The sequence below is a fragment of the [Clostridium] symbiosum ATCC 14940 genome (assembly GCF_000466485.1).
GTDB classification, from domain to species: domain Bacteria; phylum Bacillota; class Clostridia; order Lachnospirales; family Lachnospiraceae; genus Otoolea; species Otoolea symbiosa.
The window spans coordinates 6,214-23,357 of the sequence record NZ_KE992972.1 but is presented as its reverse complement, the minus strand read 5'-3'; the positions used below and the strand labels follow the sequence as shown (position 1 = coordinate 23,357).

The 17,144-nt window shown below is 48.6% G+C and carries 16 protein-coding genes; all 16 read right to left on the bottom strand.

What is annotated here, in order from left to right:
• Window positions 1-128 precede the first annotated feature (128 nt).
• Window positions 129-2,213, bottom strand: coding sequence for a sodium-translocating pyrophosphatase (locus CLOSYM_RS16170; RefSeq protein ID WP_044902612.1), 2,085 nt, complete (start codon window positions 2,211-2,213; stop codon window positions 129-131).
• Between the two features lie 271 nt (window positions 2,214-2,484).
• Window positions 2,485-2,988, bottom strand: a complete 504-nt coding sequence (greA, locus tag CLOSYM_RS16165) for a transcription elongation factor GreA (RefSeq protein ID WP_009297108.1) — start codon at window positions 2,986-2,988, stop codon at window positions 2,485-2,487.
• Between the two features lie 137 nt (window positions 2,989-3,125).
• Complete coding sequence (gene glmM, locus CLOSYM_RS16160; RefSeq protein WP_021642933.1) at window positions 3,126-4,478, bottom strand: phosphoglucosamine mutase; 1,353 nt, start codon at window positions 4,476-4,478, stop codon at window positions 3,126-3,128.
• A 92-nt stretch (window positions 4,479-4,570) separates the two neighbouring features.
• Window positions 4,571-5,431, bottom strand: coding sequence for a dTDP-4-dehydrorhamnose reductase (gene rfbD, locus CLOSYM_RS16155; RefSeq protein WP_003502739.1), 861 nt, complete (start codon window positions 5,429-5,431; stop codon window positions 4,571-4,573).
• A gap of 12 nt (window positions 5,432-5,443) precedes the next feature.
• Window positions 5,444-6,466, bottom strand: a complete 1,023-nt coding sequence (gene rfbB, locus CLOSYM_RS16150; protein WP_021642932.1) for a dTDP-glucose 4,6-dehydratase — start codon at window positions 6,464-6,466, stop codon at window positions 5,444-5,446.
• A gap of 36 nt (window positions 6,467-6,502) precedes the next feature.
• The gene (gene rfbA, locus CLOSYM_RS16145) at window positions 6,503-7,396 is read right to left on the bottom strand and encodes a glucose-1-phosphate thymidylyltransferase RfbA (protein WP_021642931.1); all 894 of its coding nucleotides are present in this window, start codon (window positions 7,394-7,396) and stop codon (window positions 6,503-6,505) included.
• Between the two features lie 236 nt (window positions 7,397-7,632).
• Entirely contained in the window at window positions 7,633-8,481 is an 849-nt protein-coding gene (gene srtB, locus CLOSYM_RS16140) for a class B sortase (protein WP_021642930.1), read from the bottom strand.
• A gap of 76 nt (window positions 8,482-8,557) precedes the next feature.
• Window positions 8,558-8,818: a DUF2164 family protein gene (locus tag CLOSYM_RS16135; protein ID WP_242828691.1), complete on the bottom strand. Its 261-nt coding sequence runs from the start codon at window positions 8,816-8,818 to the stop codon at window positions 8,558-8,560.
• A 597-nt stretch (window positions 8,819-9,415) separates the two neighbouring features.
• Entirely contained in the window at window positions 9,416-9,994 is a 579-nt protein-coding gene (locus CLOSYM_RS16125) for a helix-turn-helix domain-containing protein (protein WP_021642926.1), read from the bottom strand.
• Between the two features lie 64 nt (window positions 9,995-10,058).
• Window positions 10,059-10,793, bottom strand: coding sequence for a class I SAM-dependent methyltransferase (locus tag CLOSYM_RS16120; RefSeq protein ID WP_021642925.1), 735 nt, complete (start codon window positions 10,791-10,793; stop codon window positions 10,059-10,061).
• The gene (locus CLOSYM_RS16115; RefSeq protein ID WP_021642924.1) at window positions 10,780-11,175 is read right to left on the bottom strand and encodes an MmcQ/YjbR family DNA-binding protein; all 396 of its coding nucleotides are present in this window, start codon (window positions 11,173-11,175) and stop codon (window positions 10,780-10,782) included. Before CLOSYM_RS16115 ends, CLOSYM_RS16120 begins: the two co-directional genes overlap by 14 nt.
• A 248-nt stretch (window positions 11,176-11,423) precedes the next feature.
• Window positions 11,424-12,497, bottom strand: a complete 1,074-nt coding sequence (gene prfA / locus CLOSYM_RS16110) for a peptide chain release factor 1 (protein ID WP_003502720.1) — start codon at window positions 12,495-12,497, stop codon at window positions 11,424-11,426.
• A 55-nt stretch (window positions 12,498-12,552) separates the two neighbouring features.
• Entirely contained in the window at window positions 12,553-13,617 is a 1,065-nt protein-coding gene (locus CLOSYM_RS16105) for a N5-glutamine methyltransferase family protein (RefSeq protein ID WP_009297117.1), read from the bottom strand.
• Window positions 13,614-14,555, bottom strand: a complete 942-nt coding sequence (locus CLOSYM_RS16100; protein ID WP_021642923.1) for a DUF1385 domain-containing protein — start codon at window positions 14,553-14,555, stop codon at window positions 13,614-13,616. Before CLOSYM_RS16100 ends, CLOSYM_RS16105 begins: the two co-directional genes overlap by 4 nt.
• Before the next feature lie 155 nt (window positions 14,556-14,710).
• Window positions 14,711-14,920 carry a 50S ribosomal protein L31 gene (gene rpmE / locus CLOSYM_RS16095; RefSeq protein ID WP_003502716.1) on the bottom strand — a complete coding sequence of 70 codons (210 nt, stop codon included), beginning with the start codon at window positions 14,918-14,920 and terminating at the stop codon, window positions 14,711-14,713.
• A gap of 203 nt (window positions 14,921-15,123) precedes the next feature.
• Window positions 15,124-16,905, bottom strand: coding sequence for a transcription termination factor Rho (gene rho / locus CLOSYM_RS16090; RefSeq protein WP_021642922.1), 1,782 nt, complete (start codon window positions 16,903-16,905; stop codon window positions 15,124-15,126).
• Window positions 16,906-17,144 lie beyond the last annotated feature (239 nt).

Below are 17,144 nucleotides of genomic sequence, written 5' to 3'. Positions count from 1 at the left end.
GCGGCGTCCTCACCTGCTTAACTAAATCTCCATACGAAAAAACAGGAGCACCGCTCCTGCCGGGAAATCCTTATAATTTCCCGGCAGTATGCGACACTCCCGTCTAAAAGCTGCGCCTTTATTAATTATTATAAAATATGGAATGTAACAACCACTCCTGCGAATACGATCGATACCATCGTTGTCAGCTTAATCAGAATGTTGATAGCCGGACCGGACGTATCCTTGAACGGATCGCCGACCGTATCTCCGACAACAGCCGCTTTATGGCAGTCGCTTCCTTTTCCGCCGTGAGAACCGCTCTCAATGTATTTCTTTGCATTATCCCACGCACCGCCTGAATTGGCCATCATGATGGCGAGTACGAAGCCTGTGACCGTGTTTCCGGCAAGAAGTCCGGCCACGCCGTTGACTCCGAGAATCAGGCCGACAACAACAGGAACGATTACGGCAATCAGGGCAGGAGCAATCATCAGGCTCTGGGCCGACTTTGTACACATGTCAACGCAGGCTGCATAATCAGGCTGTCCTTTTCCTTCCATCAGGCCGGGGATTGACTTGAACTGACGGCGTACCTCAACTACGATGGACTTTGCTGCTTTTCCCACGGCATCCATGGTGAGGGCCGCAAACAGGAATGGCAGCATACCGCCGATAAAAAGTCCGATCAGGACAGGCGGGTTCGTAATCGTCAGATCCATCTGGAAATCAGGTGCAATCTGGCGTACCTTATCAATATAGGATGCAATCAGCGCCAGGGCTGTCAGGGCTGCGGAACCGATGGCAAAGCCTTTACCGGTAGCCGCCGTCGTATTACCCAGAGAATCGAGGGCATCCGTACGCTCTCTTACTTCGTGAGGCATATGTGTCATCTCGGCGATACCGCCCGCATTATCGGCAATTGGGCCGTATGCGTCGGTGGCCAGTGTGATTCCCAGTGTGGACAGCATACCTACAGCCGAGACACCTACACCGTAAAGTCCGAGGTTAAAGTCGGAAGCTCCGCCTGCACAGAAATAACTTACAAGAACAGAAATACCTACAATGATTACCGGAGCCACTGTGGAAAGCATTCCAAGTGACAGACCGCTGATAATAACGGTCGCAGAGCCTGTCTCACTGGAAGCAGCCAGGTTCTGGGTTGGTTTATAGGAATCGGATGTGTAATATTCCGTCAGGGCTCCGATCAGGACACCTGCAATAAGACCGGAAATGATGGCCGCATATACGCCCATATTATCCGGCAGAAGAATCTTAACCGCAACAAATGCTGCAATAATAATTAAAACAGCGCTGATGTTCGTACCTTTTCTCAGGGCCTGAAGCAGGCTCTTCTGGGATGCATCTTCCTTTGTGCTTACAAAGAAGGTGCCGATAATGGAGAAAATAACTCCCATTGCCGCTAAAAGCATCGGAACTGCGACGCCCTTTACACCCAGACCGGCGGCAACCGCCAGTGCGAATGTAGATAAAATAGAACCAACATAGGACTCGTAAAGATCGGCGCCCATACCGGCAACGTCACCTACGTTATCACCTACGTTATCTGCGATAACGGCCGGGTTACGCGGATCATCTTCCGGGATACCCGCCTCAACCTTACCGACAAGGTCGGCACCGACGTCAGCGGCTTTCGTAAAGATACCGCCGCCTACACGGGCAAACAACGCCATACTGGAGGCGCCCATACCAAATGTCAGCATATTGGTTGTCACCTGGGCGATACGCTCTGCCTCCGGCAGTGAGCCAAACACAACATTCAGGATTGTATACCAGATTGTGATATCCAGAAGTCCGAGGCCTACAACCGTAAAGCCCATTACGGAACCGGCTGAAAAGGCAACCTTCAGTCCTCTGTTCAGGCTGTGAGATGCTCCCTCCGCCGTCCGGCAGTTTGCCATTGTGGCGGTACGCATACCGATGAAACCGGACAAGCCTGAGAAAAAGCCTCCCGTCAGGAACGCAAACGGTGTAAAGAAGCCTAATAAACCGCTGAAAGCCATAACAAGTAAAATTACAAACATAACTGCAAAAAAGATACCGATACCCTTATACTGTCTCTTCAGATAAGCATTGGCACCTTCACGCACAGCTGTGGAAATCCGGATCATCTCAGAATTCCCTTCGGGCTGTTTCTTCACTTTGGCAAACATAGATGCTGCAAACAAAAGCGCTGCCAGTGAACCAACCGCTACAAAATACATAGCATACATAATTTTTCCTCCCCTTGGTTTGGCATTGAATATTGTCACTTTGTGAACCGTAACAAAATTATACCTTTTCATCCATTATATTGGCAGAATCCGGCAATTTCAATAACACTTTACAGATACTTTACAAACCCATATCAAAATCGCATTCACACTTTATTTTTTTCGGAATTTTCTTTATATTTAAAAAATTTATAAATTATTATTGTCAAATCCTTGTCAATTTTATGCAGAAAGGTAAACAGCCGCATCGGCAATCACATTTTCTGAACCTTTAGTAGCTCCTGATCCGGTCCGTATCGTCCTCGCCGGTCTTCTCAATTTTCTTTATGACAACGGAATACCCCGCATTTTCACCGAGCCGGACGTATACGCTGTCCCCTTCCTTATGGCCTCTTACCGCCTTTCCCAGAGGTGATTCAATACTGATAAGCCCTTTCAGGGAATTACCTCTGATACTGGTCACAAGGCGGTATACTTCTTCCTCGTCATCATCCTCAAAATAAAGTGTCACCGTGTCATTCAGGCCGACTTCATCCGACCCGGACTTATCCGATACCACCCTGGCGTTTTTTATCATATTCTCCAGATAACGGATCCGGCTCTCATTCCGGTTTTTATCCTTCTTTGCCGCATAATATTCAAAATTTTCGCTGAGATCTCCCTGGGCCCTGGCCTCCTTCACGGCCTCGATAGCCTCTTTCCGGACCACCAGCTTCCTGTATTCTATCTCTTCCCGGATTTTCTTGATATCACTTTCCGTAAGCTGCTCTCGCATATCCATCACCCTCTGCTGTGCCTGAAAATTTATGCGGCTGTCTGCACAGGCAGACAGCCGTAAATATGATCGTTTCTGTTCCCATCCCCCTTTAAATAGATAAGTTCTGAGGACAGTAACATGTAAATTCCCTGACTTTAAATAATATGTCCCTTTGCCTCCATGACGTCAATCACCTGATCTACATATTTCTCACAGATTTCATCTGTAGGAGCCTCCACCATGACGCGGATTACCGGTTCCGTACCGCTCTGGCGAAGTAAAATGCGCCCGGTATCCCCCAGGGCCTCGGCAGCTTTCTGAACTTCAGCCTGGACATCGGCATCATCCTGAGCCTCAGCTTTACTCTTAACCTTGACATTCTTAAGTACCTGAGGATAAATCTGAATCTCAGAAGCCAGCTTGCCGAGGGTCTGCTTCTTCTCCAGGATAACCTCCATCACTTTCAGGGAAGTCAGGATTCCGTCACCCGTTGTGGCATTTTTGCTGAATATGATATGGCCGGACTGTTCACCGCCGAGGCAATGGCCGTTCTGAGCCATATTCTCATATACATACTTATCGCCAACTGCTGTCTTTTCAAAATTAATGCCTTCTCTTTCAAAGGCTTTGTAAAGGCCGAAGTTAGACATAATCGTTGTGACTACCGTATTATTGACAAGTGTGCCCTGCTCCTTCATGTATTTTCCGCAGATATACATAATCTTGTCACCGTCCACCACTTCTCCGTTCTCATCCACGGCCAGACAGCGGTCGGCATCACCGTCATAGGCAAATCCCACATCCAGTTTATGTTCCTTTACGTACTTTTGAAGCTGTCCGATATGAGTGGAGCCGCAGTTTGTGTTGATGTTGATACCATCCGGATTATTGCTGATCACATGCGTCTCCGCACCGAGGGCGTCAAATACGTTCTTTGCGATGGCAAAGGCGCTTCCATTGGCGCAGTCAAGTCCCACCCTCATATTTTTGAAGGAGCGTGTGGCAATTGAAATCAGATATCCGATATAGCGGTTTCTGCCTGCCGCAAAATCAACGGTGCGGCCGATGGCATCACGCTTTGCCAGCGGAATCTCCGCCGTCGTCCCATCCAGATATTCCTCTATCTTTTCGATTACCTCTTCTTCCAGTTTCTCTCCGCGCTCATTGATCACCTTGATTCCGTTATCGTAATATGGGTTATGGCTGGCGGAAATCATGATACCGCAGTTGAATTCTTCTGTCCTGACCACATAGGAGACACTCGGCGTAGTCGTTACATGAAGCAGATAGACATCGGCGCCGGAGGCGGTCAGTCCTGCAACGAGTGAGTACTCAAACATATAGCTGCTTCTTCTTGTGTCTTTGCCGATTACCACACGGCACCGGCTGTCCTGTGCTTTCTGTCCGTAATACCAGCCTAAAAAGCGGCCTACTTTAAACGCATCTTCAACTGTCAGGTTCACATTCGCTTCACCGCGGAAGCCGTCTGTGCCAAAATATTTTCCCATCTGTGGATGTCCTCCTTGATTTGTCTCTTTTCCTGTCCTGTCTGCAGCTAAATTGAATTATGAAATTCCATGTCGGATTCCTGTGTTCTTATTTAAAATGTTATCTCCTTCAGATACCGCTCCAGGGCGTCCTGCCATGACGGAAGACGCTCAAAGCCGTTCTCCTCCAGCTTATCCTTGCTGATCCGGCTGTTCATCGGCCGTTTGGCCTGGCCCGGATACCGGCTTGTATATTCCTCTGTATCCACAGGCGTCACCTTCACGTCTTCCATACCCGCCTTTTTAAAGATCTCCACAGCGAATTCGTACCAGCTGCAGAGTCCTTCATTGGTGGCATGATATCGGCCGTATTTATCCGTCTGAATCATATCCACTAATAACCTGGCCAGGTCGTAAGTATAGGTCGGAGAACCGATTTGATCATCCACGACCGAAACAGCGCCGTGTTCCCTGCCCAGGCGCAGCATAGTCTTGATAAAATTCTTCCCGTTGACGCCGAACACCCATGCAATCCTGACAATGAAATATTTATCGAGAAGTTCCTCAATCGCAAGCTCCCCCTCATATTTTGCCTGTCCGTAAGCATTCAGAGGCTCCCTTACGTCATCCGGCTCCCATGGACGTTCTCCCGTCCCGTTAAACACATAATCTGTGCTGATGTACATCAGGCTGATGTCAAGATCGCGGCAGACTTCAGCTATGTTGCGTGTCCCGTCTGCATTGACCTTCCTGCATAATTCCATATTCTGTTCTGCTGCATCTACTGCAGTATATGCAGCACAATGGATAACGGCATCTGGTCCCGCTTCCGTAATTACGCGGCGGCATGCGTCTTTATCCGTGATATCCATCTCCTCCACGTCCACGCCGATACCCTCAATCCCGCGTTTTGCCAGTTCGTTCATCACATCATATCCCAGCTGGCCTTTTACTCCCGTCACTAAAACTTTCATCGCACTCTCCTGTTATAACCTGTCTCCGTACATCTTATCAAAATACGAGCTGTACTCGCCGCTGATAATATGTTTCCACCAGTCCTGGTTCTCCAGATACCACTCAATTGTCTGTTTGATTCCCGTATCAAAATTATACTTCGGCTCCCATCCGATTTCCGTCTCTATTTTAGTCGGATCAATGGCATAGCGCAGATCATGGCCCGGCCGGTCCTTGACGTAGCGGATTAAGCTCTCCGGCTTGTCAAGCGCCTTTAAAATCGTCTTGACCACTTCCAGGTTCGTTCTCTCGTTATGGCCGCCGATATTATACACCTCGCCCACACGGCCCTTGTGGATGATCAGGTCGATGGCCTCGCAGTGATCCGATACGTGCAGCCAGTCGCGTACATTGGCTCCGTCTCCGTAAACCGGCAGTTCCTCATCCGCCAGGGCCCGGCTGATCATAAGCGGAATCAGTTTCTCCGGGAAATGATACGGACCGTAGTTGTTGGAGCATCTGGACACCGTCACAGGCAGTCCGTAGGTCCTGTGGTACGCAAGCACAAACAGATCGGCGCTTGCCTTCGAGGAAGAATATGGGCTCGAAGTATGGAGCGGCGTCTCCTCCGTAAAGAATAAGTCCGGCCTGTCGAGGGGCAGATCCCCGTAAACCTCGTCGGTGGATACCTGGTGATATCTCTGAACGCCGTATTCCCTGCACGCGTCTAACAGCGTGGTCGTACCGATTACATTCGTCCTCACAAATGCCTCCGGATCGGTAATGGAGCGGTCTACATGGCTCTCCGCTGCAAAATTCACAACCACATCCGGCTTCTCATTCTCGAAAAGTTCGAAGATGAACTTTCTGTCCGCAATATCCCCCTTGACAAATTTATAATTCGGTTTATCCTCCACCGGTTTAAGCGTCTCCAGGTTCCCTGCATAGGTGAGCAGATCCAGATTGATAATCTGATACTCCGGATATTTATTTACCATATGATGTACAAAATTCCCGCCGATGAAACCGGCGCCTCCTGTTACGATGATTTTCATTGTATGCTTCTCCTCTTGTCTCTCTGCTGATTATCCCTATTTATCCTGGAGCTTATCCACATATTTTCCGTCCAGAACATCTTTCAAATATTTGCCGTATTGGTTTTTCTTGTATACTTCGTAAGCAGCCAGCACTTCATCCTCGCTGATCCAGCCGTTTAAATAGGCAATCTCCTCCAGGCAGGCAATTTTTCTGTGCTGGTGCGTCTCTACAGTTTTCACAAAATTAGTGGCCTCCACAAGCGACTCATGGGTTCCCGTATCCAGCCAGGTAAAGCCCTGTCCCATCAGTATTACATCCAGCTCTCCGTTCTTGAGATAGATCCGGTTCAAATCCGTAATCTCCAGCTCGCCTCTGGCAGAAGGCTTCAGGTTCTTTGCATACTCCACCACCCGGTTGTCATAAAAATAAAGGCCGGTTACGCAGTAATTGGACTTCGGCTTCTCCGGTTTCTCTTCAATCGAGACAGCCTTGCCCGTCTCATCGAATTCCACGATGCCAAACCGCTCCGGATCGTCAACATAATATCCGAACACAGTCGCTCCATTCTCCTTGGAGGCCGCGGCGCGGAGCCTTTTCCTTAGTCCCTGTCCCTGGAAAATGTTGTCTCCCAGAATCATAGCCACGGAATCGTCTCCAATAAACTCTTCTCCTATAATAAAGGCCTGGGCCAGACCGTCCGGACTTGGCTGTACCGCATAGCTTAAATTGATTCCAAACTGCCGGCCGTCGCCAAACAGTTCCTCAAACCGGGGCGTATCCTCCGGTGTGGAAATAATCAGAATATCACGAATCCCCGCATTCATCAGGACGGAAAGCGGATAATATATCATCGGCTTGTCGTAAATCGGTAATAACTGCTTGGAAGTTACTTTTGTAAGCGGATACAGGCGGGTTCCTGAACCGCCTGCCAGAACGATACCTTTCATTGTCTTCTCCTCGTACTTTTTATTTTCTGCTTATGTATAATCCGGGACAATACCAACATAACACCGATCCCGGAAACGGTAACAGTTCGGACAGCATGAGCTGTTACCAGAAATGGGCAGACTTCGGCACTATAGGTAATATATCACAAACGAATTGGGCTTGTAAACGGATAACATTTACAAAAAACTTAATATTTACCTGTGTTTTTCTATGTCTGTCCGTATTTCACCCGAATTTATTCAATTTTACCGTCCGCCGCGCCGTTTTCCCCTTCCTGCTCTCTTACCGCATAGAGAATGGTTCTGGCGTCGTTAAATTCATAGCTGCATGTGACAAACGAATACAGCCCCTCCACATCCCCCTCCGGCAGCTCACGGAAGCTGCAGTTTTTCGTCATCTCATCCACATACCGGTTAAACCGTTCCCGGGAAGAAAATTCCGTCCTGCGTTTCTCCCCGTCCGCATCCCCGTACACAGCGGCAATGGTCCGCAAATGCAGCTCCGATTCCGGCAGATAGAGAACGACTTCTCTGTTTTCCCTGAAAAAGCTTTCGTCCTTAAATTTTACAATCTGCGCAAACATCGTCTGATTCTTCATATGATGCCCGTAAAGAATGGAATGCAGCCCCATCAAATCGCTGCTGCTGTCGCAGTCCAGGAAAATCGTTCCGGCTGCGCTCTTATTTCCCTCAAAATCCCGTTTCAGATAAGTTTCGTTATCATCTGCCTGTACAACCGGGTAGCTGATATCGGTTCCCGGTATTTCAATCCATGCCACTATATCCGGATTCACCGCCCTGAGACTCTCAAAATCCACAGGAGAATGGTACTCCGCCGGTTCCTCCGGTTCCATGTCAGGCAGGCTTTGGGTTTCCCCATCCCTCAAAGCCCCTGCCGGCGCTTCTTCCTGAACCGCAAGCTTCCGTATCTCCTCTTCCCTTTTCCGCTGTGCCGTCTCCTTCAGTATATTGCCTGCCAGCAGTATGCCGCAGAGAAGTACCACAACGACAAGTATTGTATCTGTGACTCTCGAGGGACGCCTTTTGTGCCTCCCGCCTTCTCTTTTATTCTTCTCCCCGGTCAACGATTTTCCACCTCTGTTCCCTATATCTGCTCATTCTTATTATTTTAAATTTAAATTAAAGCCGTTTTATATGATTTTATACATCTTTATACAGACTGTAATAATCCGATTCCAGATTTTCACTCATCGCTTTGTACCACTTGAATGCGTCATCCAGCGCCTGATTGTAAATTATCGGCGCCAATGTTTCCATGAATAAATCAAGTATCTGGTGCTCCTGGATAATTCCTATCTCTTCCCCTCTCACATCAAGGTAAAAAGCTCTTATTTCATCAATTATTTTCCTCTTTTCATCGTCTGTCAGCGACAAAATCGGATATGGTTTCCTTGATCTCAACTGTTTTTCCTCCCTGGTTATTATTGTTTTTGTTTTCTTTATTGTTTTTATTTGTTGTTTTCTTTATTGCTTCCGTTTGTTTTTATTATCCTCTACCCCAATTATTTCTCTGACCGTTCTTCCTGCATATGCCGGAAAGTATATTTTGAATTATATCACATCCCCGGCTATATAAAAACCATATCCCGTACGCTGATTGTCTCCTGTGTTACAGTTCAGCCTTTGGCTAATGCAACAAATGATGCACAGAAACGGCTAAAAGCGCCGTTTCGCGCCGCATAACTCTGGATTTTCGCAAAAACAGCGAAAACACCTCGCGGAATACAACCTGGCTGAACTGTTACTCTCCAGCCGTCAAGTCATAAAGGACATGAAGGAAGTTTGCCGCTGCATAGACCGGCAGCAGAAAATAAAAGAGACCCCCAAAAGGGCAATCACCTGCTCCCCGGGGGGTTCTTTCTCTGTATGCCGTTATTTCACTGTATGTCACCGCTGAACTATACTCTGCGGCTGCACTGTACTCCGCGGCTGCATTGTACTCCGCTGCCAAACTGTGCTCCGCTGCCGAACTGTGCTCCGCTGCCGAACTGTACTCCTCTACTGCACCCAAAGCCCGTCACGGCTGCACCCGAAGTAAAACTTTCCACCGCGTATTCCCGGGAACCTTGCCTCACCGCTCTGCTCCGGATAAAGACGTATCAGATGGACACTGTTATAATTGACATAAGCTATAAAATTCAGGTAATGTCCTTTCTCCATCTTATGTGTGAAGGTGATGTAGTACTCGCCGTCCATCTCCTCCACATTCAGCCTGTGTTCCCCCTCCGCCCTTTTCGGCGTCTGCGGCATCAGCTTCCTTCCGCAGCAGGAAACCTCGGCGTCCCCTGTGGCCGTCAGAATATTGCCGCAGTCAGGGCAGATATAAAATTTAATCCGTTTCATATTTCCTCCGTCTTCACTGTTAGGTTCCAGTTCCCCCTCCAGTATCTTTTCAATATTTACACCGAGGACCGAGGAGAGTGCGCCGAGAAGCGACACATCGGGGCAGCCCAGGCCGCATTCCCATTTTGATACGGCTTTATCGCTGACATGAAGGGCCTCCGCCAGCTGTCTCTGTGTATATCCTTTTTCTTTTCTCAGCGACGATATAAGCGCCCCTGATTTATCATTGTCCATTCCGGCTTACCTCCTGTGATTCTAAGTACAGCTTCAGTATAAACAGTAACGGCGGATGATTCAATCAACGCTTCGTAGAGTTGACAATCAGCATCATCGGACGGCGCATCTCATCCTTCATGCCGGGGACACTGTCAATCATATGGGCTGGCGGCTGCGGCTCCACAATATTCTTTATTTCAAATCCGTTCGTAAGCAGGCCGTCCAGATATGTTGTCAGCGTTTTATGGTATTTCACCACTTCCTCACCGAGAAAGTTCGCTGTCCTCTTACCCTCGTAATAATAGTTGTCCACCGGAAAATGCAGAATCTCCCCATCCCTGCCGTAATACCAGTCCTGGGTCCCATAGGCCGTAAAAACGGGATGCTCCACTGAAAACAGGAAACTGCCCCCCGGCTTTAAAAAGGTATTCACTTTTTTTGCAATCTTATCAAAGGATTCAATATAATGAAATGCCAGGGAGCTGAGGGCAATGTCGAAGCTCTCCTTCGGAAACTCCATATCCTCCATGGCGGTGCACCGGTACTCCACCTGCGGATAAGGAGTCTTTTCCCTGGCCACCTCAAGCATTTTGCGGGATATGTCAATCCCTACAGCAGAAGCAGCTCCATGCTCCATCGCATAGATACAGTGCCAGCCGTATCCGCATCCCAGATCCAGCATCCGCTTTCCGGTAAAATCGGGAATCAGCTCTTTTAATGTCTCCCACTCTCCGGCTCCGGCCAGTCCCTCTTTGGAACGGTCCATCTGGCTGTATTTTTCAAAAAACACTTCATCGTCGTATTTATTTTCTTTCATATCCGGTTCCGTTCTCCTTCTGATTTTTAAATTGAGACTCCGGCTTGCGCAGAACCGGAGCCGTCAGATCATAGCTCTCTCCTATCATTCTTTTCACTTCCTCTTCGGGGATTGTACCGTCCAGAATGATCGAGTTCCAGTGCGTCTTATTGAGATGATATGCCGGTATCACCGCCGGATACACCTGCCGCCAGAAATCACGCCATTCCAGACTGCATTTTACATTCACCCACGTGCGGCCTTCCCGCTCAAAAATCCAGGCGAAAACCTTCCGGCTCCCCCGGTGTCGGATTACGGTCCAGTTCGGATCATGGAACGGCTGATCCGGATAGGTGTCTTTGAATGTCAGGCAGTAACTGATAAGCTCTTCTCTGTTTTTCATTTTTCCCCCTGTAAATACTCTTTAAAAAAATGCCTGATACCAAAATGTAAATCCGGCATCAGACATCCTGTTTTAACTTCAGTTGGTATTATTATTCCGGCTGGCAATGAGGCTTACGTTGCTATTCACGGCCTGTATCCCGCGAGGTGTGTTCATGCGTATTTTGCACGAAAATCCCGAGTTACACGGCGAGAAACTGCGTTTTTCAGCAGGACCGTGAATCGTAACACGCTTACGCCCATCCTGCCTTAGTTTTCTCCCATCTTGGCAAGCTTCGCCGCCTGGTCGGCTGCAATCAGGCTGTCAATCAGCTCATTCAGCTCCCCGTTCATGACAGAATCAATCTTATAAAGCGTCAGTTTAATCCTATGCTCCGTCACACGGCCCTGAGGGAAGTTATACGTACGAATTTTTTCGGACCGGTCGCCGGTGCCAATCTGGCTGCGGCGCTCCTCCGCTTCCTGGTTCTGCCTTTTTTCCAGCTCCATATCGTAGAGCTTTGAACGGAGCAGACGGAACGCCTTCTCTTTGTTCTGAAGCTGCGACTTCTCCGTCTGGCTGTAAATTACGATTCCGGTCGGCATATGGGTCAGACGCACGGCCGAGTCGGTAGTATTGACGCACTGTCCGCCGTTGCCGGACGCACGCATAACGTCGATACGGATATCCTTGTCGTCAATTACAACGTCAAATTCCTCCGCTTCCGGCATAACCGCCACAGACGCGGTGGATGTATGGATCCTGCCGCCGGATTCCGTCTCAGGCACACGCTGCACCCGGTGGACGCCGCTCTCATACTTCATCTTGGAATATGCGCCCTGGCCTGTCACCATGAACACAACCTCCTTGAAACCTCCGATTCCGTTCTCATTGACGCTGACAAGCTCCGTCTTCCAGCGGTTGCTCTCCGCAAAATGCACATACATTCTGTAAAGCTCCGAGGCAAAAAGGGCTGCTTCGTCGCCGCCGGCGCCGGCACGGATTTCCACCATGACGTTCTTGTCATCATTAGGATCTTTGGGAAGCAGGAGAATCTTCAGCTGCTGCTCCATTTCCTCAATTCTTTTTTTCGCATCGGCCAGTTCTTCCTTGGCCATATCACGCATCTCCTCGTCAGACTCTTCCTCGAGCAGGGCCAGGCTGTCTTCCACATCCTGGTTCGCCTTCTTATACTCCTTATATGCATCCACAAGGGGAGTCAAATCCGCCTGCTCCTTCATCAGTTTCCGGAATCTGTTCTGATCCATCGCAACATCAGGGCTGTTCAGTTCTTCCAGCAGCTCTTCATATCGGATCAGCAAATCATCCAATCTGTCAAACATGGTAACCTCCTGTATTTGTCTGCAGAATTAAATCCGGACTGCAGCACTGTATCCACTATCTGTTCCGGCGCGCCCTGACCACGCGGTCAAGTCCCGGTTCATCTTTAATTGTTTCTATTTCGCCAAAGCCGGCAGCCGTCAAAAGCTTTCCCACCGCCTCCGCCTGATCACAGCCGATTTCAAAATAAATGAAACCGCCTTCCTTCAGATATCTGCCGCTCTGCTGCGCCAGAATCCGGTAAAAATACAGTCCGTCCTCTGCGCCGTCCAGCGCCATTCTCGGTTCATGGTCCTTTACCTCCGGCTCCAGGCCGTCTATCACCGCTGACGGGATATAGGGAGGATTAGACACGATGATATCAAATTTTTCGTCCTGTTCCAAATTCAAGAACAAATCACTTTCCAGAAGGACAAACTCCTTCTTCCGTACTCCCGGTATCCTGGCAATCCCCGGGGAATACCCGTTATCTGAAACGCTTTCTCCCGCTGTTTCCTGTTCCTGTGCATCCCCGCCCTGGTAGACATACGTACACATCTTAAGTTTCCAGGGTGTGTCCGATATAAGTGTGGACTCTGAGCGGGCGGTTCCCTTCTGTACGAGAAAATGGCGCCGTACATTCTTTTTGGCCACCTTCAGCGCCGCCTTCGAAATATCGGCCGCCGTCACCTTATCGTAACCGCCCAGCACAGCCAGACTGACAGCAATGCACCCGGAACCGGTACACATGTCAAGGACAGAAAGCGCCTGATCCTTATGGTCCCTTAAGACCGTCTCCACCAGCTTTTCCGTATCCTGTCTGGGTATCAGGACATTCTCATCCACGGTAAATTCCAGTCCCATAAACTCCTGATTACCGAGAATATGCTGAATCGGAATACGTGATGCCCTTTTTTCAAGATAGTCCCTGTAAACCGGATACGATTTCTCAAGACGCTGCCGGTTCACCCTTCGGGTCCTGTCCATCAGGAAATGAACCTGGTCAATGCCAAAGGACGCTTCCAGCAGATACCACGCATCCAGCCCCGACTCCGTTACACCGGCGTCTGAAAGACAGGTTTTCCCTTCCTCCAGTAGCTGCTGCCAGGTGGGGCCCTCCTCTTCTCTCAGAAATGTACTCATAGCTTTGTCTCCGGAAAATTCTCCTTCAAATATTCTTTCCAGTCAAATACTGCTTCCGTCGCTGCGATGGCAACTTCGATCATGCTGTCATCCGGTTCCGTAGTCGTCAGTCCCTGCATCCACATTCCCGGACGGCTGACAAGATCCATAAATTTGGAATTACTTCTGCCTGCGAGCTGGAGTATCTCATAGGAAACTCCTGCAATCACCGGAATCAGAATGATACGGCTCAGCATCCTGAGACCGATATTATCAATCCTTATTACCATAAAAAACAGGATGCTGATTATCATGACAATCAGGATAAAGCTGGTTCCGCACCTTTTATGTTCTTTGGAACTTGCCCGGACGTTCTCCACGGTAAGAGGATGTCCGTGTTCCACACAGTTAATACATTTATGCTCCGCTCCGTGGTACATGAAGGTTCTTCTGATATCCTCCATTCTTGAAACGAGCTTGATATATGCTATAAATATCGCGATTCTGATTACACCCTCCAGGACAGCCATCACATGCTCCGATGTGATAAATGACTTGAAAAAGTTGGCTATTACAAGTGGGAGTATCATAAAGATCCCGATTGCCAGAATAAAAGAAAGTACCATAACAATTGACATAATAACGCTTTCCAGTTTTTCTCCGAAAACGCGGTCCAGAAACTCTTCAAATCTGCCCGGTTCTTCTTCCTCATCATCTTCAAAAAAGCTGGCGGAATACATCAGAGTCTTCATTCCCAGTATCATGGAATCCGCAAACCGGAATACGCCTCTGATAAAGGGCAGGGACAGGATCTTCGCTTTAGTGGTAATACTCTCATACTTATCTTTCTTTATCTCAATCTCACCGTCTGGCCTGCGGACTGCCACCGCATAGTCATTCCGGTTCATCATCATAATGCCCTCAATGACGGCCTGACCGCCAATTCCTGAATATTTCATTCTTTATACTCCGTTTAAAAGCGGGTAAAACCTCGCTTTGTGGTCTTTCACCACTAAATAACGATAACCTGCACGCTCTGCGCACAGGTCACCACCTTCAATAAAAGGTTGAGTTTAATGTCGCCACTAAAACTCAACCCTTACGTTGTTCAAACTTAATTGTCTGCATTCATGCCGTACTTACGGTTGAACTTATCAATACGTCCACGGGCTGCAGCAGCTTTCTGCTGACCTGTGTAGAATGAATGGCATTTGGAACAAACCTCTACGTGGATGTCCTTCTTTGTAGAACCTGTTACGAATTCGTTGCCACAGTTGCAAACAACTTTTGCCTGATAATAGGCTGGATGGATTCCTTCTTTCATGATTTTCACCTCTCTGATTTTTCTTGTGCGATTTCCGACCGCTGTTTTATTGCTATGTTAAAGCCTTGCACATCCATGTCCTGCTGGTCCATCATTATAGCAGAGCATTAATCGTAAGGACGACTCACGCAGATGTCAAAACTACCGTCTAATTGTACAGCCTAAATAGTATATCATATGAAGCAAGGGATTGCAAGGTTTTTTTAGAAGAAACGCCTCTTCCGGGTAATATCCACAAACTCCTGATTATTTCTTGTTTTTGCAAACAAATCAAGGATTCTCTCCACCGATTCCTCCGGTTTCTGGGTGTTGGTCGCCTTGTGGATGATATCGACCGCCTCGGACTCTTCCTGGGTAAGCAGCAGATCATCTCTTCTCGTTCCGGATTTAAGAATATCGATGGCAGGGAAAATCCGCTTCTCCGAAAGCTTGCGGTCCAGAACAATCTCCATGTTTCCGGTTCCCTTAAACTCCTCGTAGATAACATCGTCCATACGGCTTCCCGTATCAATCAGAGCCGTAGCCAGTATCGTCAGGCTGCCGTTCTCCCTCATATTTCTCGCCGCTCCGAAGAAACGTTTCGGCATATGGAGGGCCGCCGGATCAAGGCCGCCGGAAAGCGTTCGGCCGCTGGGCGGCACTACAAGGTTATAAGCTCTGGCAAGACGGGTGATGCTGTCCAACAGGATCATAACATCCCTTCCATGCTCCACCAGTCGTTTCGCTCTCTCGATGACCATCTCGGATACACGTTTGTGGCGATCCGGAAGCTCATCAAAGGTGGAATAGATAACTTCCACATTCGGTCCTGTAATGGCCTCCCTGATATCGGTAACCTCCTCCGGCCGCTCATCAATCAGAAGGATAATCAGGTGCATCTCCGGATGGTTCGCCGTAACCGCCCTGGCAACCTGCTTTAACAAGGTGGTTTTACCGGCCTTTGGCGGTGAAACAATCATGCCTCGCTGTCCCTTTCCGATTGGAGAGAGCAGATCCATGACACGCATGGCCGTTGTGTTCCTTGTTCCCGGCATCTCCAGATGGAGACGGCTGTTGGGGAAAATCGGTGTCAGGTTCTCAAAGTTCGGTCTGCGCTCCACCACGTTGGTAGGATAGCCGTTAACCGTATTGATATATAATAAAGCCGCAAATTTTTCCGTGGCTGTCTTTACTCTTCTGCTTCCCCGGACGATATCGCCTGTCTTTAAGTTAAACCGTCTGATTTGCGACGGAGCCACATAGACATCATTCTCACCGGGAAGGAAATTTTCACACCGGATAAATCCAAAGCCGTCCGGCATAACCTCCAGAATTCCATCCGCTTCGATACCGCTGTCAAGCTCCTGGAAATCCGTCTTTCCCTCTTCATTTCTGGACTGATACTCACCCCTCGTCTGATTCTCGGCTCTCTGCTGGTAATCACCTCTGGACTGGCTCTCGCCGCGCTGCTGGTAGTCTCCCCTGGACTGATTATCACCGCGCTGCTGGTAGTCTCCCCTGGACTGGTTATCGCCGCGCTGCTGGTAGTCTCCCCTGGACTGGTTATCGCTACGCTGCTGGTAGTCACTCCTGGACTGGTTATCGCTGCGCTGCTGGTAGTCGCCTCTCGGCTGATAATCACGTTTACGGCTGTCGTCCCTGTAACGGTTCGTATCACGTCTCGGCGCTTCTTCTCTCTTTTCTTCCCTGGTATTTTTTTTCAAAATACGCGGTTCTTTATCGATCGTCTCCGAAGGCTTCTCGTCTGTTTTTTTCTCTTCCGCCGCCGCCAAAGGCTCCGACGGAATAATATTGTGTACGCCGCCTCCTTCTGCCCCGGCTGCATCCATGCCGGCCAAATCTTTGTCTGCTGCTTTTCCACCGGCTATTTCACACAGCCTGTCTATAATTTCTGCTTTTTTAAGGGTGGTTACACCTTTAAGCCCCTGTGCCTTTGCCAGTTCCCGAAGCTGTGTCAAAGGAAGGGTCTGCAATTTTTCTCTCATACAACTCTCCTTACTTTGTTTAGTTTTAATTTTGTATTGGGGATTATTAAGAAATAAGAAACGTCAGGAAATACTTTTCTTGTCTTCTTAATTATATACTATTTTATAGAAAATGCAATTTTTTTTTAAATAAGACATATTAAATCCAGGATTTTCGTGCAAAACGCGCACGAAAACACCTTGCGGAATACAACCTGGGCACCAGTGTCATGATGTTGGGGTCAAAAGGTCTTTTGACC

What these genes read in the sequence shown, in the direction of transcription:
- CLOSYM_RS16170 (WP_044902612.1), bottom strand. Translation starts at nt 2,213, where the DNA reads ATGTATGCTATGTATTTTGTAGCGGTTGGTTCACTGGCAGCGCTTTTG.
- greA (WP_009297108.1), bottom strand. Translation starts at nt 2,988, where the DNA reads ATGCGAGAGCAGCTTACGGAAAGTGATATCAAGAAAATCCGGGAAGAG.
- glmM (WP_021642933.1), bottom strand. Translation starts at nt 4,478, where the DNA reads ATGGGAAAATATTTTGGCACAGACGGCTTCCGCGGTGAAGCGAATGTG.
- rfbD (WP_003502739.1), bottom strand. Translation starts at nt 5,431, where the DNA reads ATGAAAGTTTTAGTGACGGGAGTAAAAGGCCAGCTGGGATATGATGTG.
- rfbB (WP_021642932.1), bottom strand. Translation starts at nt 6,466, where the DNA reads ATGAAAATCATCGTAACAGGAGGCGCCGGTTTCATCGGCGGGAATTTT.
- rfbA (WP_021642931.1), bottom strand. Translation starts at nt 7,396, where the DNA reads ATGAAAGGTATCGTTCTGGCAGGCGGTTCAGGAACCCGCCTGTATCCG.
- CLOSYM_RS16125 (WP_021642926.1), bottom strand. Translation starts at nt 9,994, where the DNA reads ATGGACAATGATAAATCAGGGGCGCTTATATCGTCGCTGAGAAAAGAA.
- CLOSYM_RS16120 (WP_021642925.1), bottom strand. Translation starts at nt 10,793, where the DNA reads ATGAAAGAAAATAAATACGACGATGAAGTGTTTTTTGAAAAATACAGC.
- CLOSYM_RS16115 (WP_021642924.1), bottom strand. Translation starts at nt 11,175, where the DNA reads ATGAAAAACAGAGAAGAGCTTATCAGTTACTGCCTGACATTCAAAGAC.
- prfA (WP_003502720.1), bottom strand. Translation starts at nt 12,497, where the DNA reads ATGTTTGACAGATTGGATGATTTGCTGATCCGATATGAAGAGCTGCTG.
- CLOSYM_RS16105 (WP_009297117.1), bottom strand. Translation starts at nt 13,617, where the DNA reads ATGAGTACATTTCTGAGAGAAGAGGAGGGCCCCACCTGGCAGCAGCTA.
- CLOSYM_RS16100 (WP_021642923.1), bottom strand. Translation starts at nt 14,555, where the DNA reads ATGAAATATTCAGGAATTGGCGGTCAGGCCGTCATTGAGGGCATTATG.
- rpmE (WP_003502716.1), bottom strand. Translation starts at nt 14,920, where the DNA reads ATGAAAGAAGGAATCCATCCAGCCTATTATCAGGCAAAAGTTGTTTGC.
- rho (WP_021642922.1), bottom strand. Translation starts at nt 16,905, where the DNA reads ATGAGAGAAAAATTGCAGACCCTTCCTTTGACACAGCTTCGGGAACTG.